The 21,232-nt window shown below is 67.4% G+C and carries 22 protein-coding genes; 7 read left to right on the forward strand and 15 right to left on the reverse strand.

Translation table 11 applies throughout. The annotated features are described in order from the left end of the window. Window positions 1–139: 139 nt before the first annotated feature. From eccD to NV1_RS23275, 3 genes are all read left to right on the forward strand, one after another. A complete protein-coding gene (eccD, locus tag NV1_RS23265; RefSeq protein WP_245713877.1) occupies window positions 140–1,606 on the forward strand; it encodes a type VII secretion integral membrane protein EccD in 1,467 nt (488 codons plus the stop codon). A gap of 8 nt (window positions 1,607–1,614) precedes the next feature. After that, entirely contained in the window at window positions 1,615–3,033 is a 1,419-nt protein-coding gene (gene mycP, locus NV1_RS23270; RefSeq protein ID WP_067895069.1) for a type VII secretion-associated serine protease mycosin, read from the forward strand. Between the two features lie 333 nt (window positions 3,034–3,366). Further along, complete coding sequence (locus NV1_RS23275) at window positions 3,367–4,653, forward strand: MFS transporter (RefSeq protein ID WP_157117286.1); 1,287 nt, start codon at window positions 3,367–3,369, stop codon at window positions 4,651–4,653. A 188-nt stretch (window positions 4,654–4,841) separates the two neighbouring features. Here NV1_RS23275 and eccB read toward each other — a convergent pair whose 3' ends face one another. Next, the gene (eccB, locus tag NV1_RS23280) at window positions 4,842–6,329 is read right to left on the reverse strand and encodes a type VII secretion protein EccB (protein WP_084525678.1); all 1,488 of its coding nucleotides are present in this window, start codon (window positions 6,327–6,329) and stop codon (window positions 4,842–4,844) included. Window positions 6,330–6,440: 111 nt separating this feature from the next. Between eccB and eccE the strand changes: the two genes are divergently transcribed. Next, entirely contained in the window at window positions 6,441–8,102 is a 1,662-nt protein-coding gene (eccE, locus tag NV1_RS23285; RefSeq protein WP_067895075.1) for a type VII secretion protein EccE, read from the forward strand. Window positions 8,103–8,110: 8 nt separating this feature from the next. Here eccE and NV1_RS23290 read toward each other — a convergent pair whose 3' ends face one another. Then, entirely contained in the window at window positions 8,111–8,851 is a 741-nt protein-coding gene (locus NV1_RS23290; protein ID WP_067895078.1) for an SDR family oxidoreductase, read from the reverse strand. A gap of 118 nt (window positions 8,852–8,969) precedes the next feature. Then, window positions 8,970–9,530 (reverse strand): NADPH-dependent FMN reductase, encoded by a 561-nt coding sequence (locus tag NV1_RS23295; protein ID WP_067895080.1) that lies wholly within the window; start codon window positions 9,528–9,530, stop codon window positions 8,970–8,972. Between the two features lie 373 nt (window positions 9,531–9,903). Here NV1_RS23295 and NV1_RS23300 point away from each other — a divergent pair, with 373 nt between their 5' ends. Next, window positions 9,904–10,929 (forward strand): GAF domain-containing protein, encoded by a 1,026-nt coding sequence (locus tag NV1_RS23300; RefSeq protein ID WP_281181879.1) that lies wholly within the window; start codon window positions 9,904–9,906, stop codon window positions 10,927–10,929. Between the two features lie 9 nt (window positions 10,930–10,938). Here the strand turns inward: NV1_RS23300 and NV1_RS23305 are convergent, their stop codons facing one another. Together NV1_RS23305 and NV1_RS23310 are read right to left on the reverse strand one after the other, a co-directional pair. Beyond that, window positions 10,939–12,099: an NAD-dependent epimerase/dehydratase family protein gene (locus tag NV1_RS23305; RefSeq protein WP_067895083.1), complete on the reverse strand. Its 1,161-nt coding sequence runs from the start codon at window positions 12,097–12,099 to the stop codon at window positions 10,939–10,941. An 87-nt stretch (window positions 12,100–12,186) separates the two neighbouring features. Next, entirely contained in the window at window positions 12,187–12,996 is an 810-nt protein-coding gene (locus NV1_RS23310) for an S-methyl-5'-thioadenosine phosphorylase (RefSeq protein WP_067895430.1), read from the reverse strand. A 123-nt stretch (window positions 12,997–13,119) separates the two neighbouring features. Here NV1_RS23310 and NV1_RS23315 point away from each other — a divergent pair, with 123 nt between their 5' ends. Further along, entirely contained in the window at window positions 13,120–13,455 is a 336-nt protein-coding gene (locus NV1_RS23315) for a metal-sensitive transcriptional regulator (protein WP_067895086.1), read from the forward strand. A gap of 222 nt (window positions 13,456–13,677) precedes the next feature. On the opposite strand, the gene NV1_RS23320 is transcribed toward NV1_RS23315, so the two are convergent. Continuing rightward, window positions 13,678–14,502, reverse strand: coding sequence for an LLM class F420-dependent oxidoreductase (locus NV1_RS23320; protein ID WP_067895433.1), 825 nt, complete (start codon window positions 14,500–14,502; stop codon window positions 13,678–13,680). Between the two features lie 53 nt (window positions 14,503–14,555). Next, window positions 14,556–15,413 (reverse strand): hypothetical protein, encoded by an 858-nt coding sequence (locus tag NV1_RS44625; protein ID WP_169813386.1) that lies wholly within the window; start codon window positions 15,411–15,413, stop codon window positions 14,556–14,558. A 201-nt stretch (window positions 15,414–15,614) separates the two neighbouring features. On the opposite strand from NV1_RS44625, the gene NV1_RS44630 reads away from it, so the two are divergent. Continuing rightward, on the forward strand, window positions 15,615–16,277 hold the full coding sequence (locus NV1_RS44630) for a respiratory nitrate reductase subunit gamma (RefSeq protein WP_067895092.1): 663 nt from the start codon (window positions 15,615–15,617) through the stop codon (window positions 16,275–16,277). A 53-nt stretch (window positions 16,278–16,330) separates the two neighbouring features. Here NV1_RS44630 and truA read toward each other — a convergent pair whose 3' ends face one another. From truA to infA, 8 genes are all read right to left on the reverse strand, one after another. Continuing rightward, the gene (gene truA, locus NV1_RS23335; protein ID WP_067895095.1) at window positions 16,331–17,173 is read right to left on the reverse strand and encodes a tRNA pseudouridine(38-40) synthase TruA; all 843 of its coding nucleotides are present in this window, start codon (window positions 17,171–17,173) and stop codon (window positions 16,331–16,333) included. 124 nt (window positions 17,174–17,297) lie between these two features. Then, complete coding sequence (rplQ, locus tag NV1_RS23340) at window positions 17,298–17,834, reverse strand: 50S ribosomal protein L17 (protein ID WP_067895098.1); 537 nt, start codon at window positions 17,832–17,834, stop codon at window positions 17,298–17,300. Window positions 17,835–17,960: 126 nt separating this feature from the next. Then, window positions 17,961–19,019 (reverse strand): DNA-directed RNA polymerase subunit alpha, encoded by a 1,059-nt coding sequence (locus NV1_RS23345; protein WP_040818611.1) that lies wholly within the window; start codon window positions 19,017–19,019, stop codon window positions 17,961–17,963. Between the two features lie 107 nt (window positions 19,020–19,126). Then, window positions 19,127–19,732 (reverse strand): 30S ribosomal protein S4, encoded by a 606-nt coding sequence (gene rpsD / locus NV1_RS23350; protein ID WP_040818609.1) that lies wholly within the window; start codon window positions 19,730–19,732, stop codon window positions 19,127–19,129. A 21-nt stretch (window positions 19,733–19,753) separates the two neighbouring features. Continuing rightward, entirely contained in the window at window positions 19,754–20,167 is a 414-nt protein-coding gene (gene rpsK / locus NV1_RS23355) for a 30S ribosomal protein S11 (RefSeq protein WP_040818607.1), read from the reverse strand. A 12-nt stretch (window positions 20,168–20,179) separates the two neighbouring features. After that, complete coding sequence (gene rpsM, locus NV1_RS23360) at window positions 20,180–20,551, reverse strand: 30S ribosomal protein S13 (protein WP_067895101.1); 372 nt, start codon at window positions 20,549–20,551, stop codon at window positions 20,180–20,182. Between the two features lie 220 nt (window positions 20,552–20,771). After that, the gene (gene rpmJ, locus NV1_RS23365) at window positions 20,772–20,885 is read right to left on the reverse strand and encodes a 50S ribosomal protein L36 (protein ID WP_040818798.1); all 114 of its coding nucleotides are present in this window, start codon (window positions 20,883–20,885) and stop codon (window positions 20,772–20,774) included. 94 nt (window positions 20,886–20,979) lie between these two features. Then, window positions 20,980–21,201, reverse strand: coding sequence for a translation initiation factor IF-1 (gene infA / locus NV1_RS23370; RefSeq protein WP_040804562.1), 222 nt, complete (start codon window positions 21,199–21,201; stop codon window positions 20,980–20,982). Window positions 21,202–21,232 lie beyond the last annotated feature (31 nt).

The following is a 21,232-nucleotide window of genomic DNA, read 5'->3' on the forward strand; positions in this document are numbered from 1 at the left end:
GCCTCAGTGTAGAGGTCACGGCCGACATGTCGTACAGTTCGGGAGGCATTCTGCACGGGCCAACCGCGCGATCGCAACTCGCGCGCTTGCGGAAACACCAGGTAGAGACGGAGTTGGGGGCAGCGTGACGCATGCGCGAATGAGCCATATCGAAGACGATTCGACGCGGGGGATCGTCCGGGCGCCGGACCTCGCCCGGGTGACGATTCTGGCCAAGCACACGCAGGTCGACATGGCGATTCCGGTGGATGTTCCGGTGGCACTTGTCATTCCCAGCGTGGTGGACATGGTCGCCCAGCACAGCCGGACCAACGATTTCGATTCCAGCGGTGAACAATTCCAGCCCGCCGAATGGGTGCTGGCCCGAATCGGGCAGCCGCCCTTCTCCAATTCGCTGAGCCTGGGCGAACAGGGCGTGCGCGACGGCGAACTGCTGATGCTCGAGAGCGCCGACCACGTCGCGCCGACGCCGCTGTTCGACGACATCATGTACAACGTCGCCATCGCCGACGGCGACAACTTCCGCTCCTGGTCCCCGCGCATGGCGCGGATCTCCGGTTCGGTCATCGCCGTGCTGACCATGATCGTCGGCTGCGTCGGCCTGCTCGCCGCGCCGAATGCGATGCCCGGCTGGATCTCCGGCGCGGTCGCGGCCTTCCTGACGATCCTGCTGGTCGTGGCCGGTACGGTGCTCAGCCGCATGTACGGGGATATCGCGACGGCGATCGTCGTCGGCGGTTGTTCGCTGCCCGCCGCGTTCGCCGCGGGCATGCTGCTGGTACCGCTGCAACATCAGCACTACGGCTGGGCGAACATCCTGTTGGGGTCGGTGTTGTTCGGCGCGACAGCGGTATTGGCGTGGCGGGTCAGCGGCGTCGGACTGGCACTGTTCATCGGCGCGACCACGGTGTCGCTGTTCGCGGTCGTGGCCGCGCTTGTCGGCCTGCTGACCTCGCAGCCGACCCGGGCCATCGGAGCCGGCGCGGCCGTACTGGCCCTGGGCGCCCTGTCGCTCGCGCCGCGGGTGTCGATGCTGCTGGCCAAGCTGCCGCTGCCGCCGGTCCCATCGCCCGGCACCCCGATCGACCCGACCGAGGACGACCCGGACGACCACCGCGCGCTGCCGACCATGGAGGTGCTGCGCGAGAAGTCCGAGCGGGCGCGAATGTACCTGGGCGGCATGGTCGGCGCGACCACGCTGGTCACGGCGGTCGGGGCGCTGGCCGGCTGCAACCCCGGCGCGCACAGCCCGTTCTGGCCCGGTATCGCGCTGGCGCTGGTCTCGGCGGTGGTGCTGCTGTTCCGCAGCCGGACCTACGCCAACGCCGAACTGGCCGTGGTGCTGATCGGCGGCGGCGCGGCGATCCTGCTGGCGGTGATGCTCGGCGCGGCCTTCACCCGGTCCCAGCCGCTGGCGGTGTTCGGCGCGGCGATGATCCTGCTGATCGGGGCGCTGATCTGCGGTCTGGTGGTGCCCAACCAGACCGCGACCCCGCCCATGCGCCGCGCGGTGGAACTGCTCGAATACGGCTTCGTCGCCGCGATTCTGCCGCTGGCCTTCTGGGTGGCCGATCTGTATTCGATCATCCGCTCGCTCTCGCTCTGAGTCGCGCGATGAACCCGAAGACTTTCGGACGCAACGCGATTCGCGTTGTCGCCGCGACGGCGGTGCTGGGACTGAGCGGATCGGTCGGCGCCGGAACGGCTTTCGCCGAGCGGCCGCCCGCGGTGAATCCGGCCGATCTGCCCGCGGACGGCACGCCGCATCCGACCAAGACCACCGAGCCGAAGCCGAACACCCCGTGCATGAGCACCGTTCCCGGCGGCGAGGGCCAGACCGTGCCGCAGGCGCAGCGGGTCCTGGAGCTGGACAAGGCCTGGAAGTTCGCCACCGGCGCGGGCCAGACGGTCGCGGTCATCGACACCGGCGTGGCCCGCAATCCGCGACTGAAGAACCTGGCCGCGGGGGGCGACTACGTCAGCAACGGCGACGGAACCCAGGACTGCGACGGCCACGGCACCGCGGTCGCGGGCCTGATCGCCGCCGGCCGGGTGAACGGGCAGGGTTTCGCGGGCATCGCACCCGATGCCCGGATCATCGCGATCCGGCAGACCAGTAACTACTTCGAGGTCAAGGGCGCGTCCCAGGGGCAGACCCAGGAGCAGATCGAGAAGAACAGCTACGGCGATCTGGACTCCCTCGCCTCCGCGATCCGGCATGCCGCGGATCTGGGCGCTCGCGTGATCAACATCTCGGAGGTCAACTGCGTCGCGGGCACCCCGTCGGACGCGAAAATCGGTGCGGCGGTGCAGTACGCGGCGGTCCAGAAGGATGTCGTCGTGGTGGTGGCCGCGGGTAACAGCGACGCCTGCAAGGGAACCAATCCGGTCCTGGACCCGACGGATCCCGACGGGGACATGTGGAGCCGGGTCAACGAGAACGTTACCCCCGCCCGCTGGGACAACTACGTGCTCTCGGTCGGCGCCATCGATCCGGCCACCGGCTCCGCCTCGAAGTTCACCGTCCCCGGCCCCTGGGTCGGCGTCGCGGCGCCCGGCGAGAAGATCACCTCGCTGGACGTCAACTACAGCTCGGCCAACAGCAAGGGCACCGCGACCGCGTTCATCGAGAGCAACAAGCAGACCGAAATGGCCGGAACGAGTTTCGCCAGCCCGTACGTGGCCGGACTCGCCGCACTGGTCCGCCAGAAGTTCCCGCGCCTGAGCGCATTCGACGTGATCAAGCGCATCGAGGCCACCGCACACGCACCGGCCGAGGGCTGGAACCCCTACGTCGGCTACGGCGCGATCGATCCGGTCGCCGCCCTGACCGCCGAGGTCCCCACCCAGATTCCGCCCAAGCATCCGTTCGCCGCCAAGAGCTGGCAGATGCCGGTCCCGGCGCCGCCGAAGGCACCGGACAACACCGCCCGCAACGTCGCGCTGATCGGTACGGCCGTCATCGCGGTGCTGCTGATCCTGGGTTATCTGGCATCGTTCCCGATCCGCCGCAGGCTCGGTATGCGCGACTGAAGGTGTGCGGGCAGCGGGTTCGGCTACGCCCGTCGAGGAACCAGCGTCGCGCCGCCCGGCTCGACCGTGGCCACGGCGGTGGCCGAGGACACGGTCACATGTGCAGGCGTGCCACGGCGGCGGACGCCGGATCGGCCTGTCCGATTCGCGTGGAACACGCCGAAAACCAAGGCTTTGCCAAGTTATCCCCAACGCTGCCCAAAAATTCCGTTCGGAAGGGTAGCGAACGTGGCGAACTCGAGTTGCGTCGAGGCCCCTGCGTTGCAGAATGCGCTACGGCGCGGTCGAGCGGAATGACCCCGCCGTACACCTGAGAAGAGGGCAGGGATTTCCATGGCCACCGCCGTACCCAAGGCACCCAGACCGAAGCTGACCGCCGATCAACGCAATTCGTTCATCGCTGCCCAACTCGGCTGGACGATGGACGCTTTCGACTATTTCCTCGTGGTCTTCGTCTACGCCGACATCGCGCACACCTATCACATGAGCAAGGCCGAGGTCGCCTTCCTGACCACGGCCACATTGATCATGCGGCCGGTCGGCGCGTTGTTGTTCGGCATGTGGGCCGACCGTGTGGGCCGCCGCATTCCGTTGATGGTCAACGTCTCGATGTATTCGGTGATCGGCTTCCTGTGCGCGTTCTCGCCCAACTTCACGGTGCTGGTGGTGCTGCGCATGCTCTACGGCATCGGCATGGGCGGTGAATGGGGCTTGGGCGCGGCGCTGGCGATGGAGAAGATCCCGACCGAACGTCGCGGTTTCTTCTCCGGGCTGCTGCAGGAGGGTTATTCGTTCGGCTATCTGCTCGCCTCGCTGGCCTCGCTGGTGGTCATCAACTGGGCGGGACTGTCCTGGCGGTGGCTGTTCGCGCTGTCCATCATCCCGGCGCTGATCATCCTGATCATCCGTACCCGCACCGAGGAATCCGAGGCGTGGGAGCGGACCCAGGAACGAATGAAGTTGACCCAGACCAGGATTCGCGACATCATCCGCAATCCGGTCATCGTGCGCCGGTTCGTCTACCTGGTCCTGCTGATGACGGCGTTCAACTGGATGAGCCACGGCACCCAGGACGTCTACCCGACGTTCCTGTCCGCGCCGCACGCCCAGGGCGGCGCGGCGATCAGCGCGGTCACCGCGAAATGGATTGCCGTGGTGTACAATATCGGCGCGATCCTGGGCGGTCTGCTGTTCGGCTCACTCTCCGAACGCTTCGGCCGCCGGTACACCATCATCTTCTGCGCCGTGCTCGGGCTGCCGATCGTCCCGCTGTTCGCCTATTCGACGACCGCGGCGATGCTGTGCCTGGGCTCGTTCCTCATGCAGCTGATGGTGCAGGGCGCCTGGGGCGTGATCCCGGCGCATCTGACCGAGTTGTCACCGGATGCCATTCGCGGGTTCTATCCGGGAGTCACCTATCAACTCGGCAATCTGTTCGCCGCACTGAATCTGCCCATCCAGGAACGTCTCGCCCAGCACCACGGCTATCCGTTCGCCTTGGCGGTCACCATCGTCCCGGTGCTGATCGCGGTGGCGATATTGACCGCGGTGGGCAAGGAGGCCAAGGGCGTGAAATTCGGGGCGGACACCGGGCCCCACGAAACGATACCGGCCACGTGAACGCGATCCGGTAGGCATAACCCGGAACCTCCGCGAACCCCGCTGCCGGGCTGGGTAATTCGCGCGATCGACACCGGGCCGCCGAAATGACTCCGAGACGAAACGAGCGCACGGTCACCGGTGGGTGACCGTGCGCTCGTTCGCATCTGAAGGTTGTCCGGAACCTGGTGTCCCGCCGGCGACTTCGATCAGTTCGAGGCCGCCGCCGAGGTCGGGGAGACCAGCGTCTTGGCCGGGTCGGAGTCCGGTGCGACGCCGTCGTGGGCGACCATCGCGTCCTGCCGGGACAGGGCCGGGCCGGAAGCCAGCAGGCCGACGATCGGCCACGGCGCGGGCTCGTACTTGGTTTTGGCGGAATCCATTCCGAGTGCCTTCTCGGCGTCGGCGTCCTTCAGGCCGTAGCGAACGCCGGTGTCGGAGATGAAGAATACGGCGTCCTTGCGCTGGCTGTCCGGCTCGATTCCGGTGGTCTGCACCAGGATTCCCGTACCCGGGGTGGCATAGAACTGGTCGGCCTTGTCACTGCCCGAGCTGTCGGCCTGGGCCAGGCGGACCGGCTTGGATCTATCTGGGATGGGTAGCGCATGGCCGGTTATCACGGACAATTCGGCGTGCTTACTTCCGTCGGAGTTGTCCGCGGAACTCAGCGGCTTCCAGGACATGCACTCGACCGGTTGGTCCTTCGAGTCGATGACCGTGGGAGCAGTGTCCGGATAGTCCTGCACCGGAAGGCTGTTGACAATATTCGTGCGAGAGTAGTCGGACGGTTGCAGCTCGTCGTTGCCCGATGTGGAATTCCAGTGACGGATGATGTCGGCGGTCAGTGACGATATCTTCTGGATGCCGTTGCTCAGCGCGACGAAATACTCATTACCGGTGGTGAGCTTCATGACGTCGCCGTTACGGTGACCGTCCAGGGCCGATGGACCTCCCGGATCGGTAATGTTCGGAACCTCGATCGGCAGTACCTCCGGAATGGAGTTGAGCAGCCCTTGGCTGATCGGACGCGGCGTGACCCCGGTGATCTGCAGTGCGTCAGTGACCGGACGGGAGTTCATGTTGATCCGGGCACGCTTATTGTCGTAAACGAGATAAGTAGCGTCCTTGCCCTGCACCAGCAGCGCGCTGTTCTTGGGCAGACCAGAGCCCTTGTCACCCAACGTCAGACCACCCGCCACCGCAGTGGTGGTCAGGGTGTTGCTTCCGTCGGTCTTGAGCTCATCGCAGACCGTCCACTGCCGGCCTTTACCGCTGTTGTCGAAGGTGAGCAGCGAGGGCGCACCGGGGATGCCGATCAAGGCGCCCATCGGCATGCTGGACAGCTGCGATTCCTTCACACTGGCCGGGCTGGAGGCATCGCCGACGGCGAGGCGCGCGGAGGCCAGATTCAGTGCGGGATGGACGGTTCCGTCGATCACCGCGTAGATCTGACCGGATTCCTTGCCCATCAGAATCTTGCTGTTTCCGATCGAGCCCTGCGGTTTGAGCAACGCGAGGACCGCACAACCGGCGAGCGCCACTACGCCGAGAATGAGTCCGACGGTGTAGGCGCGCGACTGAGAGCGCATGGGGTCGTGCAACATTCGCACATCCCGGCGCACCAGGGCGTGCTCCATGCGGCGTACGAGGAAGCGATACCCGCTTACCTGCCACCGAGTTGTGGGTCTTGAAGGCATGAGTCCTCCCCCGAACAGTGCTCGCGTTCGTGGAACACAGTACAGTTCACGGGGACTTCAGTTCAGCTCGGCCATCGAATCTGGCCGACACCGGGTACATGGGGGACCACGATGGCCGAACCCAGCGGGGCGAACAGGCGCCCGCTTCTCGGGCGGATCACGCTGTCGAATCTGCTCGCCGCACAGTTGCTCGGCCTCGTGGTCGCGCTGGTGGTATTGGCCGTGCGCCTGCCGGGTTGGTACGCGCTGGGCGCGGCGATCGTGGCTGGTCTGCTGCTGCTGATCCCGTTCGGCAAGCGCACCATCGCCTCCTGGATCGCCACGATCTGGCGCTTCTCGACCCAACGTGAGTACGAGATCGGCGACACCATCGATTTCCGTGGTCCGGACGGCCGATCGCTCGGGTTGTTCTGGGAGGGCAGCCGGGTGGTGGCGGTGGTCGAGGTGCTGCCCCCGCGCGGCGGGCTGACCCGGATCGACCGCAGTACCGTGCACGCCTCGCACCTGCTGCCGATGCCCGAACTGGCGCAATGCCTGAACCAGCACGACATCCTGCTCAGCGGTATCGACATCATCAGCCACGGCCACCGCAGCCGCTCGGGCACCCCGGCCGGGCCGATCTACGAATCGCTGCTGGGCCCGCTGCCCGCGACCGCGCACCGCACGGTGTGGCTCGCCATCAGCTTCGATGCCCTGGCCTGCCCGGATGCCGCGGACCGGCGCGGCGGCGGCACCGAGGGCGCGTGCCGCGCGGTCACCGTGGCCACCCAGCGAATCGTGCGCGCGCTCGAGGATGCGGACTGCTATTCGCGCGTGCTCACCGCACCGGAGATCCGGCAGGCGGTTCTGCAGATCAGCACCGGAATCGATCCGCGCACCCTGACCCACCGGTGGCGGTACGCCGAACTCGGCAACGGCGTGAACATCGGCGCCGCGGTCGATCCCAAACGCCTGGGCTCGGATCTGCTCGCCCAACTGTGGGTGCCGCCCTCGCGCGGCACCACCGTCGCGGTGCGGCTGCGACCGGGTAGTTCGGCCGAGACGGTCAACATCGGCGCGGCCTGGCGGCTGACCGCCCGCGAGATGCCCGAGCAGATCAAGCGCAAGGGCATGGTCTCGATGAGCGGACGGCATCGGCAGAATCTGTTGGCGCACTTCCCGATCGGGATTCCGGACGTCGACGATACGGTGCCGGTCGCGGAGTTCCCGATCGACGTGATCGACGCGCTGCATCTGCCCTCCTCCGGCTGCGGTCAGCTGATCGGTTCCGACGCCGAGGGCAACGGTGTCGCGATTCGCCTTGTCGGACAAGGTATTTCGACGGTATACGTGGCCGGCGAACTGTATCTGGCGCAGCAGTTGGTGTTCCGCGCGCTGGCGGTCGGCGAGCGCATCCTGGTCCGCACCGACCGGCCGGGCGCGTGGGAGCAGTTGGTCAGCACCATCGGCAATCCGGAACGGCTCACCATCGCGGTGGAGACCCACCAGAGCGATGCGTCGTTCACCGCCGCGGTCGTGGACGGGGTCCTGGCCCCCGCACCGCACGCCGGTGTCACCACCATCTACGTGACGGGCGATCCGATGGGCTGGCCCGCAACCAAACCCGATCTGCAGATCCACCAGCCCGGCGCGATCGGCAATCACGTCATCCTGCGCACCGGTACCACCCAGGTCGATCTGAGCCTGGTCTCCATTCCGCGCGAGTCCACCTATATCGGCTCGCCCCGCGGTCAGCAGCAGCAACAGCAGCGCCGGGCGATGGCCCACGGCTAGCGGGCCGCTCAGCCCTGTCGGGTGGGCCGGATGGTGATATCGCCGATTTCCACGTCGTCGGGCTGTTCGATCGCGAAGGCGATGGCGCGCGCCACGGCGCCGGGACTGATGCCCAATGTCGCCATCGCCTGCTGCGCCTGCTCACGCTGACCGGGATCGTCGATGTGGTCCACGAGTTCGGTGCGGACGAACCCGGGCGAGACCGAAGTCGTGCGCACGACGCCGTCGGTGGATTCCTGACGCAGCGCCTCCAGCAGCGTGCGCACGGCGTTCTTGGTTCCCGCGTAGACCGCCTGGGTCGGCACGATCTTGAGTCCGGACGTCGAAATGGTGGTGACGAAGTGGCCGCGGCCCTGATCGCGGAACACCGGCAGCGCGGCGGCGATTCCGTGCAGCACACCGCGCACATTGACGTCGATCATGGCGTCCCAGTCGTCGAGGTCCAGCGCCCGCACGGGCGCGATCCGGGCGACGCCCGCATTGCTCACCAGCACGTCCAGGCGACCGAAGCGGTTCACCGCCGATGTCACCAGAGCCTCGAGATCGGCTCGCCGCGTGACGTCGACCGCCACCATCTCCGCGCGCCCGCCCGCGGCCCGGATGCGCGTCACCAACTCCTCGAGCCGGTCGGTCCGCCGCGCGCCGAGTACCACGGCCGCCCCGCGCGAGGCCAGCTCCGTCGCGGTCGCCGCACCGATACCGCTACTGGCTCCGGTGATGGCCACCACCTTGCCGTCCAGTCCACTCATCGAGATACCTCCGAGAATCGTTCGATCACGAAACGACCGTACCGGACAATTGTCCGTTTAGCTGAGTCGCGAGCGCCCGCAGAGCACCCGAATCACGCCCGATCCCAGGTACGAAGGATCAGCCGGGATACGGGTCGGCGCCGCGCGCCTCCCGCAAATGCCCTGCCCACCAAGCGAGCTGGCGCAGCAGCCGGTGTGCCGCGTCGACCGCCGCGCCGTCGCGGGTCTCACCGTCGGCATCGAAGGCGCGCTTGGCCTGATGGAAGCTGACCGATTCGCGGATCGAGACCATATGCACCTCGGCCACCACCTGACGCAATTGTTCGATGGCCCGCAGACCGCCCGAGAGCCCGCCGTAACCGACGAACCCGATCGGCTTGGCACGCCATTCGCGTTTGGCGGTGTCCAGGGCGGTCTTGAGCGCGGCCGGATAGCCGTGGTTGTATTCCGAGGTAATCACGACGAAAGCATCGGCGGCGGAGAGCCGTTCGCGATACGCGTCGACCTCGGGCGACTCGGTGAGATCCACCGGCAACGGGGTGTGCAGCAGATCTATGACACCGACGTCGAACCGGTCGTCGGCTCGCACGATCCGTAGAAACCAGTCGGCGACGACCGGCGCGAACCGCCCCGGCCGCACACTGGCGACGATCACCTCGAGCCGCAGCGGAGTATCCATGTCAGCGAGCCTAACCGCACCCACCGCGCGATCCCGGCGTGCGAACCATCGCGGTGACGCATCCGGCCCACGTCCGGACCGGACACTACGAACAATAGGACGATCGCACCCGGTACCGCTGAACACGCACCTCGACGGGTTACTGCTGACCCGAGCACCTTCCGAACACGGTGGTCCAGCTCAGCGAAACCGCGGGTGATTTGAACGAGACCGACACCAGGGTCGATTCTGTACCGGACGAAGCAGAGCTCGGTATTCATCAGCACCGCGAACCTCGAAGACACCTGAGTTCCGCCCACCCTGAACAACGCCCACCCCAAGGTCGGGGCCCGCCCCGGTCCTGGACTGGGAGCGAAGGAGGGAAGGACCGGGGTTGATAGGGCCCCGGCCCGCCGGAGCGAAGCGGAGGCCAAAAGATACGGAGGCAGAAATTACAGCATGGCTGCTCGTCGAGACGCTCGGCGCGCCCGGGACCTGGTCCCTGGTCGCCGTGGGCACCGCGCCGCGAAAGTGGAAGTCGTTGGTGCGCGCGGTCCCCGGCCCGGCGCTCCCGGTGATCGCCGCGGCTCACGCGAGCGGTGAGCCGGTCGAGCGGATCCTGCCCAAGTCCCGGCACGCCTGGTCGCAGCAGCGCGTGCGAGCCGTTCCCGTTGTCGGACCGGATGATCGCGGGTACGCCGTGCACATCCGGGTGGGCGAGGGCGATACCGCGCCGACACCGGCCGCGCCGTATCTGTACACGAACGACGATCGGCGGCTCGAGGTCGTCTCCGCCGGCCTCGGGCCGGATTTCGATCGCGGCCGGTCGGTGTGGACCGGGGCCGAAACCTACGAGCATGTCGAACGTTTCGACGATGCACTCGACTGGGTGGCGACCATGGCGCAGTCGGAGCCCGGCGCGCGCTGGCTGGGTGAGATGACCGTCCGCACCCCCGGGGGCCTGCGCACCCTGATGACCGCGGCCCGCAGCGACGATGCGAATCCGGGCCGCTGGCGAGGACTGCTCGTCGACATCACCGACAGCGTTCCGCCGCAACCCAAATCGTTCGAGGCCGCGACGGTGGACACGCTCATCAACGCCAATCCGGGCCTGTATCTGGCGGTCGTGGACACCGAGCAGGTGCGCGTGCTGCGCTGGATCAGCGGACCGATACCCGGCTTGCTCTGGTCCGGTGACGTCGAGGAGCGCACCCTGCCCCATCCGGACGACCTCGACCGAATCCGCGAGGCCCGCAAGGACGTTCGAGCGGGCAAACTCAACCGGACGCTGTCCGGACTTCGCCTGGCCGGCACGGACGGCGGCTGGCTACGGGTCGACGCGGAGATCAGTCCCCTGCCGCACGGCGCCCCCGAGGACGGCCCGCCGCGTTTCGCCCTGGTCCGCTTCGAGGTGTACTGACGCTCCCGGTCAGGGATGCACGCGAGTCGCGGCGTACTCGGCCAACCCCTGCGCGGGAGCCACGACGGCGCTGAAATCCACTGTGCGCCGCGCGCGTTGCGGATCGGCGACGATATGCCGGGCGTCGGTGATCCGATACTGGCCGCTCACGACGGGGTCCGGCCCGCCGAGAGCCCGGGACATGATCGAGGCCACTTCCCACAATGTGATCGGATGTCCGGACGCGATATTGAGCGGGACGAATCCGGACAGCGGACGCGCCACGACCGCGGCCGTGGCGGCCGCGATATCCCGGACGTGGACGAAATCCCGCACCTGTCCGCCATCCTCGAAGACGTACGGCGCGCGTCCGGCGGCCAGCTCCGCCCGGAATCGCGCCGCGACCCCGGAATGCGCACTCAGCGCGGCATTCTCGCGCATCGGGTTGCCGTACACGTGGTGATACCGCAGCACCGTGACGCCCGCGCCGGTGGCCGCACCCCACGCCATCGCGTAATTCTCCTGTGCCGCTTTACTCGCCGCATAACCGGTCCGGGGCCGCAGCGGGGCGTCCTCGCCGACCGGTTCCCAGGTCAGGATCTCCCCCGAGCGCGGCGCGCGATGGTCGAACATGCCGCGGTCCAGATCGGCCCGGCGGCGCACCCCCGGAAAGAAGGGCCCGCTGCGCACTCCGCGATACCGGCCCTCTCCGTACACCGACACCGAGGAGGCGAGCACCAGCCGGCGGGTTCCGGCGCGTTCCATCGCGGCCAGCAGGACCGCGGTGCCGAAATCGTTGTGCGCGGCGAACACCGGGGCGCGCTGCACATTCGGGCCACCCGGCCGCACCGCACTCGCCGCGCCCGTGCTCGCCGCCGAACCGGTGTTCTCCCGGGGCAGTCCGGGCGGGCCCTGCACCCCCATCGACGAGCCGCTACCGCCCCCGGCCGAGGATCCGGGCGGGATCGCGGCGGCCAGGTGAACGACCACGTCGATGCCGCGCAGCAGCGAATCGAGTGCGTCCGGATCGCGGATATCCGCGCGCACGATGCCCTCGGGCGGGAGCGGATCGGGTCCGTGCACGGATTCCAGCAGCGCGTCCAGGGCGACCACCTCGTGCCCTGCGTCGGTGAGCGTGCCGCGCACGTGCAGTCCGATGAATCCCGCCGCCCCGGTCAGCAATACCCGCATGTCATCTCCATCGGTCCGCGAATCCCCCGCATGAAGATCGGTGCGACCGCCGCCGGAACCGAAGCCTGCGACGGTACACCCATGGCATCAGGGTAGTTCGAAGGGCAACGCGACACCGGCATGAACACGGCAGCTCGCACAGGTGTCGGTGTCCGCGACCGCCGCGACCGCGTGTCGCACGAGTGCCTTGAACGGCACCAGATTCTGCTCGAACGCGGCGAAAACGGCAGCGGCGCTGACCCCTTCGCCCGACTCCAGGCCGGCATCCAGATCTGTCACCAGAGCGATTGCCGCATAACACATTTCGAGCTCGCGAGCCAGGACCGCCTCCGGGAATCCGGTCATGTTGACCAGTTCCCAGCCCTGTCCGGCGAACCAGCGGCTCTCGGCGCGGGTGGAGAACCTCGGCCCCTGCACGACGACCATCGTCGCGGTCGATTTCAGCGGCAGTTCGGGAACCTCGGACCGAATTGCCGCACTGCGCAATTCATCGCAGTAGGGGTCGGCGAAGGAGATGTGGACGCCGCCGTTGTCGAAGAAGGTCTGCGGCCGCCCGGACGTGCGGTCCACCAGCTGATCGGGCACCGCGACCGTGCCCGGCCCCCAGTCCGCGCGCAGGCTGCCCACCGCGCAGGGCGCGAGGATCCGCCGTACGCCGATCGACCGCAGCGCCCACAGATTCGCCTGATAGGGCACGGTATGCGGGGAGAATTCGTGTTTGCGTCCGTGTCGCGGGACGAATGCGACCTGCCGCCCCTCGACCTCGCCGACGGTGATCGGCGCGCTGGGCGCACCATAGGGCGTATCGACCTCGAGGCTCAGCGCATCGTCGCCGAAGAAATCGTAGAAGCCGCTGCCGCCGATGATGGCCAGCGCGGGCCGGGGAACCGAACTCATCCGCCGATTCTCGCGCACCCGCATGCCGAGGCCGGAAACCGGGGCGCGACCGCTCTCACCAGCATGTACCCTGGTGGGGTATCGCACGGCAGGCTCGACGGGCTGGGAGAAGAGGAAGATCCGGTGACCGAGGACGACATCACCACGGCGGAGACGGCGCCGGGTCACGAGCACGCCGGACACGGGTACATCACCGCGAAGGACGATTACCTCAAGCGCCTGCGCCGCATCGAGGGCCAGGCCCGCGGCCTGCAGCGCATGGTCGAGGAGGAGAAGTACTGCATCGATATCCTCACCCAGGTCTCGGCCATGACCAAGGCCCTGCAGGCGGTGGCGATGGGCCTGCTCGAGGATCACATCAGCCACTGCGTCGTCGACGCTGCCGTCCGCGGCGGACCCGAGGCCGAGGAGAAGATCAAAGAGGCCACCGACGCCATCGCCCGGCTCGTCCGTTCCTGAGCGCCCGCGATCACAGGCCCCGCCGCGCCGGTGCCGCGCCCGGCGCGGCCAACTCCGTCGCGCGGTGATCCCGGACCGATGGGCGGACCGACACCGCAGGCAGTCGGGTCACAGTCGAACGGATCGGCCGGACAGCCGGGCGAGGCGGTGGCTCGGACGGCCCGCATACGGCTACCGCACCGCCGCCGGGGATATCGGCACGGCGGCGGTGCGGTGCGCGGATCAGGCGAGTACGGCGGCCAACGTGCGCAGAGTTCCGATGTAGTCGTCACCCAGCGGCTGGATGGCCACATGGTCGGCGCCCGCGGTCAGGTGTTCGGTCAGGCCCGCCGCGATCTGCTCCGCAGTGCCGTGCAGGGCCAGTGCGTCGACCAGACGGTCGGTGCCAGGGGTGGTCAGATCCTCTTCGCTGAAGCCGAGACGACGCAGGTTGGCGACGTAGTTCCGCAGCCCGAGGTAGAACTTCACGACCCCGCGGCCGACCGGACGCGCGGTGGCCGGGTCGGTGTCCAGCACGATCTTGTGCTCGGCCACGAGCAGACTGTCGGGGCCCAGGATCTCGCGTGCCTCGCGCGAGTGCTGCGGTGTGGTCAGATAGGGCAGCGCTCCGGCCGTGCGGTCCCGCGCCAGCTTCAGCACCCGAGGGCCGAGCGCGGCCAGGGCCCGCTGTTCCTTGGGCACACCGGCCTGATCGAGCACGTCGAGATACTCCACCAGAACGTCGTACGGCTTGCGATAGTCGTTGTCGTGCTCGGGATGCCCGATCCCGATACCGAGGATGAAACGGCCCGGGAAACGCTTATCGATCCGATGGAAGGACTCCGCGGTCTCCTGCGCGGGAGCGCTCCACACGTTCACGATGCTGGTGCCGATGAGCAGATTCTCCGTCGCCTCCAGCAGCGACTCCACCACCGGCAGATCGGCGGCGGGCGATCCGCCCAGCCAGATCGAGCCGTACCCCAGCCCTTCCAATTCCTTTGCCTCGTCCGGAGTCACTGCCCCGTAGTAGCGCCACACCCCGAACCGGCCGAGTCCACGAATCGTCATATCGGAGGTGAACTCCGGCACTCCGGCGCGTATTCCACCCGGTCGAGGTCCAACTACACCATCCCCGCCTCGAATTCCGGATGCACGTGGATCGGAAGCGGTTTGCCCGCGGCGGGCAGGGTCGCCAGGCGCGCCCGCACCACCACCTCGGCGACCTCGTGCGGAATCGCGTCGTCCTCCTCGGGCTCCTCCCATTCCACGCCCGCCTCGCGCGCACCGCGATCGTGCAGCATGCGGGCGTCCAGCGCCGCCTGCACCTGCCAGCGGAATTCGCCGGGGGTCATGGGCTCCTCGTCGGCGGGTTCCTGTTCATCGGTGAGCCGCCGCGACTCGGTCAGGCCCTCACCGACGAACGGGGCCAAATCGTATGCGGCGCCGCAATTCTCGTCGTCCACGAAGATCAGGAAGCCGTCCGTGCGGCCCGCCCGCGAGAAGCTGCCGAACAAGGTCGCACCCGTGCCCTCCACGTCGGCCCAGCGGACGAATTCGCCCGCGGTGAGCGGTTCGTTCAGTTCGGGGACCCAGGCGGGCGGGACGACACCGGCCGCGGCGAGCCGATCACCGGCCTCGCGGGCGATCGAGCGCGAGGGCTCCTCGGTGAGCGCCGTGACGCAGCGCAGGAAGGCCAACGCACCCGGCGTCGCCATTTCCTCGGCCCGGTCGGCGAACAGTCGCACGAAGACCTCCAGATAGTCCGCGCTCTCCCCGTAACCGACCGAGAGCAGGCCCGCCGCCAGATACTCTCCGTCCACCGGCTCGTCCACCTGCTCGAATTCGGCTATCCGTGCGACGACCTCGGCCATCATCGCGGTGACGCCGAGATCGTCGTACTCGACGACCTCCGCATCGCTCCCGCGCACCTCTTCTCGCTTGTTCTCCCTGCCTTTACGGCCACGGCTCACCGGACTCATGGGTGCCGAGTCTGCCATCTTCTCCCGGCTGCGCACGAGCACCCCGCGAAGCGAGTCGGCGCAGGCAGTCCGCGCGTACCGGCCCACGCCGAGGACTGTCGGATATTTCCCACCGGCGCTTCGGATTCCGCCCACGGCGGCATAGGCTTGTCGCGAACGGCGGACCAGCATGGTCGCCTCCGGAGGGCACCGAGAAATCTCATGACAACGTTGGTTTGGCTCGTCGTCCCCTACCTCGCGTTCGCCTCCTTCGGCCTGGGCCACTGGTGGCGTTGGCGGCACGATCGATTCCGGTCCGGCGTCGCCGGGGGCCGGACCGACGTGTCACGGACCGGTCTGTGGTTGTTCCGCGTCGGCATCCTCGTCGTTCTGATCCCGCGCATCGGCCAAATATTGCTCAGCCGTGCACATTTCGGATCCACTGTCAGCATCGCCCAGGTCGTCTTCGTCAGCGAGGTGATCGCCGCGCCGATCGCATTGACCGGCGCCGTCCTGCTGTTGTTGCCCACCATGGTGGCCGGCTCCACCCGCCCGGTCACCTTCGCCGACCGCATCACCCTGCCGATCCTGGCCGTCGCGATCCTGTCGGGCGTCCTGGTGATCTTCGACCCGAAATCCACCGGCTCCCACGATATCGCCGCACGCACCCTGTTCGTCTGGTTCCCCTCGCTGTTCAGCCTCGACCCGCGGCCCGCCGTGATGACCCACGCCCCGCTGCTCTACCGGTTCAGGGCCCTCACGGTCGTTTCGGCCATAGCCCTGTGGCCGTACACCCGACTCGCCGGCCTGTTCCTGTGCCCGATCGAGAACACCGTCCGGCAATTGATCACCGCACTGACATCAGCTGTCCGCCAGGCGAATTGACCCAGCCCACCCGTCCGTCGGCGGCGCGATCCCGAGGCAGGGGCCAGTCGGCCCTACTCGCCGCAGCAGCCCTGCGCGCTGGGTACTGTGCGCATCTCTCGGGTCTGTGCGTTGCGGGTGGCCAGGTCCTCGTCGGCGGGGTAGTCGACGGCGACGAGGCTCAGGCCGTGGGCAGGAGCGACGGTGACGGCGCTGGAGCGGGTGCGTTCCTCGAGCAGGGAGGCCGGCCAGTCCGGGGTGCGGCGGCCCTCGCCCACCGCGAGGGCGCCACCGACCAGGCTGCGGACCATGGACCAGCAGAAGGCGTCGGCGGTGACGTGTGCGGTCAACAGGTCGCCGGTCCGGTCCCAGTCGAAGCGCTGGAGTTCGCGGACGGTGGTCGCGCCCTCCCTGCGACGGCAGAATGCGGCGAAATCGTGCAGGCCCAACAACTTTCGCGATGCCTCGCGCATCGCGTCCAGGTCCACCGGACGGCACGGGACCACGCTGCGGGCCTGCAGCGGTGACGCACCGTAGGGCGCGGTGGTCAGCCGGTAGATGTAATGGCGGCGGATCGCCGAGAAGCGGGCGTCGAATTCGGCTGGGACGGGCCGGATTCCGGTGACGCGCACGTCCTTCGGCAGGAATCGCGCGAGCCGGTGCAGCAATTTGTCCACGTCGAATTCGGCGGTGGTATCGAAATGCGCCACCTGTCCCTCGGCGTGCACCCCGGCGTCGGTGCGGCCCGCGACGGTCAGCTGGATCGGCTCCCGCAGCACCTTGCCCAGCGACTCCTCCAACACGCCCTGCACCGTGCGCAACCCCGGCTGACGTGCCCATCCGGTGAAATCGGTGCCGTCGTAGGCCACGTCCAGCCGTACCCGAATTGCAACAGTCCGCCCGGACGAATCGGACATGGTCACAGGAATCTCCTGGTTAACTTGACTTCCTTCCCTCCTGCACGATGGAATTCCGGAAGATAATGACGAATAAGCCCGCCGACCCGGAGGGGACGGCGGGCTTACTCATGCACCCGAGCTTCTACTCGCTCTTTTCGGCGTCCGCGGAAGTCTCCGTGGATTCGGCAGCGGCCTCGGCCGCAGGCTCGGTCTCGGCAGCCGCCTCGGTCTCGGCAACCGCCTCGGCCACGGGGGCCTCCTCGGTCTTGGCCTTCTGCGACGCGGCGACCCGGCGGGCACGATCGGCCTCGTTGGTGACGGTCTTCTCGCGGATCAGCTCGATGATCGCCATGGGCGCGTTGTCACCCTTGCGCGGGACGGTCTTGATGATCCGGGTGTAACCACCCTCACGGCCCTCGAACGACGGTCCGATGGTCGCGAAGAGTTCGTGCACGACATCCTTGTTGCGGATCACCTTGAGCACCTCGCGACGGTCGGCGAGGGTGCCGGCCTTCGCCTTGGTGACGAGCTTCTCGGCGTACGGGCGCAGCGCCTTGGCCTTGGCCTCGGTGGTCGTGATCCGACCGTGCTCGAAGAGCGCCTGCGCCAGATTGGCGAAGATCGCCTTCTGGTGCGACGCCGACCCGCCGAAGCGAGCACCCTTCTTGGGCTTGGGCATTGGTTAATTCTCCTGTGTTGGATTCCGGCGTTCTCGGGGCCCTACGGCGGTTACGCTTCGCTACCGCCTTCGGGCCCGTCGTTCACGCCGGGAGGAAAGGCCCCGGGGGACGCTGCCCCGTACGGCCTAGAGCTGTTCGGTTTCGGCGTAGTCCTGCTCGCCGTTGTCGGTGTCGCTGAACGTGCCGCTGTCGCTCCAGGTGCCCGTGGCGGCGTCGTAGCCGACGACGCTGGAAGGATCGAAGGAGGCCGGGCTGTCCTTGAGCGACAGGCCCAGCGAGTGCAGCTTGACCTTGACCTCGTCGATGGACTTCTGCCCGAAGTTGCGGATGTCCAGTAGATCCGACTCGGTGCGCGCGACCAGCTCACCCACGGTGTGCACACCCTCGCGCTTGAGGCAGTTGTACGACCGCACGGTCAGGTCCAGGTCCTCGATCGGCAGCGCGAACGAGGCGATGTGATCCGCCTCGGCCGGGCTGGGCCCGATCTCGATCCCTTCGGCCTCTACGTTCAACTCCCGTGCGAGCCCGAACAATTCGACCAGGGTCTTACCGGCAGAGGCCAGCGCATCCCGCGGGGAGATCGAGTTCTTGGTCTCGACGTCCAGGATGAGCCGGTCGAAGTCGGTACGCTGCTCGACACGGGTCGCCTCGACCTTGTAGGTCACCTTCAGCACCGGAGAGTAGATCGAGTCGACCGGAATCCGGCCGATCTCCGCACCCGACGCCTTGTTCTGCACGGCCGGGACGTAACCGCGACCGCGCTCGACCACGAGCTCGATCTCCAGCTTGCCCTTGTCGTTCAGGGTCGCGATGTGCATATCCGGGTTGTGCACGGTCACGCCCGCCGGGGGAACGATGTCACCGGCGATGACCGCGCCGGGGCCCGACTTGCGCACGTACATGGTGACCGGCTCGTCCTCCTCGGACGACACGACCAGGCCCTTGAGGTTCAGGATGATGTCGGTGACATCCTCCTTCACGCCCGGGACGGTGGTGAACTCGTGCAGCACGCCGTCGATGCGGATGCTGGTGACAGCAGCACCCGGGATGCTCGACAGCAGGGTGCGGCGCAGTGAGTTGCCGAGGGTGTAGCCGAAGCCCGGCTCGAGCGGTTCGATGGTGAACTTCGAACGGTTCTCGGCGATAACCTCTTCGGTCAGCGTCGGTCGCTGTGAAATCAGCATGAGGATCTCCTCCTTCAGGGGCGCCCGCTATTTGACGCCCACGACTGGGGTTGCGGGAGACCGCATTCCGCGGAACGCGGCCTCCCACCAGCGGCGTGTGTAACGCCTTACTTCGAGTAGTACTCGACGATGAGCTGTTCGTTCAGCGGCACGTCGATCTGCGCGCGCTCGGGCAGCTGGTGCACCAGGATCCGCAGCCGGTTCGGCACGACCTGCAGCCAGCCGGCGTTCGGACGGTCGCCGATGGTCTCGCGAGCCACCTGGAACGGCAGCGTCGGCAGCGACTTCTCCTTGACATCGATGATGTCGTACTGGCTTACCTGGAAGCTGGGAACGTCGACCTTCTTGCCGTTCACCAGGAAGTGGCCGTGCGAGACGAGCTGACGGGCCTGCCGACGGGTGCGGGCCAGACCGGCGCGGTACACGACGTTGTCCAGACGCGACTCCAGCAGGCGCAGCAGGTTGTCACCCGTCTTGCCCTTCTGGCGGTTCGCCTCTTCGTAGTACCGGCGGAACTGCTTCTCCATGACGCCGTAGGAGAAGCGAGCCTTCTGCTTCTCCTGCAGCTGCATCAGGTACTCGGACTCCTTGATCCGCGCGCGGCCGTGCTGGCCGGGCGGGTAAGGACGACGCTCGAACGCCTGGTCGCCTCCGACGAGGTCGACGCGCAGACGACGCGACTTGCGGGTGATGGGGCCTGTATAACGAGCCATTTTTCGCTAAATCCTTTCCCGCTAGACGCGACGCCGCTTGGGCGGACGGCAGCCGTTGTGCGGCTGCGGGGTGACGTCGGAGATCGTGCCCACCTCGAGGCCGGCGGCCTGCAGCGAGCGGATCGCGGTCTCACGGCCCGAACCCGGGCCCTTGACGAACACGTCGACCTTCTTGACGCCGTTCTCCTGCGCCTTGCGGGCAGCGTTCTCGGCGGCGAGCTGCGCGGCGAACGGGGTCGACTTGCGCGAACCCTTGAAGCCGACGTGGCCCGAGGACGCCCACGAGATGACGTTGCCCTCGGGGTCGGTGATCGACACGATGGTGTTGTTGAACGTGGACTTGATGTGCGCGTGGCCGTGCGGGACGTTCTTCTTGTCCCTGCGCCGCGACTTCTGGGTCTTCTTGGGGCCGGAGGTCCGGCTCTTCGGAGGCATCGGTTATATCCCCTACTTCTTCTTGCCGGCGACGGTCTTCTTCGGACCCTTGCGCGTGCGCGCATTGGTCTTGGTCCGCTGACCGCGCACCGGAAGGTGGCGACGGTGGCGGATGCCCTGGTAGCAGCCGATCTCGATCTTGCGGCGGATGTCGGCCTGCACCTCGCGGCGCAGGTCACCCTCCACCTTGAGGTCCGACGCCTCGATGTAATCGCGCAACCGGGTGACGTCGTCGTCGGAGAGATCCTTCGAACGCAGGTCGGGGCTGACGCCCGTGGCCGCGAGGATCTCCTTGGAACGGGTACGACCGATACCGAAAATGTAGGTCAGTGCGATCTCCATGCGCTTCTCGCGCGGGAGGTCGACGCCCATCAGACGTGCCATATGGCATTTCCTTCATGTTGCGGAGGTCTGCTCCCTGGCCGTCCCCTCGTCTGGGGCCCCGGCCTCCGTTCCGGGGGTGGTTCCGGCATCCGCCCGCCTCGTCCGAAGACTGTGCGGGCTCGCCGATGCCGTGTGGCGCTGGGAGTTCTTCATATGTGCCAATCCGAACCGCGTTCGGTGCTTGGCTGGTGGTGCGAACCGGGGATCGCCCCCGCCGGGACTAGCCCTGACGCTGCTTGTGGCGCAGGTTGTCGCAGATCACCATGACCCGGCCGTTACGGCGGATCACCTTGCACTTCTCGCAGATCTTCTTGACGCTCGGGTTGACCTTCACGTCATTCCAATCTTCTCGGTGTTCACCGGCTGTGAACACAGGTTTTCCCCGACCGGTGCGGCCGGGGAAATCTATGGGGCGATCGCCGGGGCGATCACTTGTAGCGGTAGACGATGCGACCGCGGGTCAGGTCGTACGGCGAAAGCTCCACGACCACGCGATCCTCGGGGAGGATGCGGATGTAGTGCTGCCGCATCTTGCCGCTGATGTGGGCGAGAACCTTGTGGCCATTTTCCAGCTCGATCCGGAACATCGCGTTGGGCAACGGCTCGATGACCCGGCCCTCGACCTCGATGGCCCCTTCCTTCTTCGCCATATCCTCCGCGATCCCGTTTGCGCTGAGACCC

Origin of the sequence: Nocardia vaccinii NBRC 15922, assembly GCF_001613305.1 — a bacterium.
Lineage (GTDB): Bacteria > Actinomycetota > Actinomycetes > Mycobacteriales > Mycobacteriaceae > Nocardia > Nocardia vaccinii.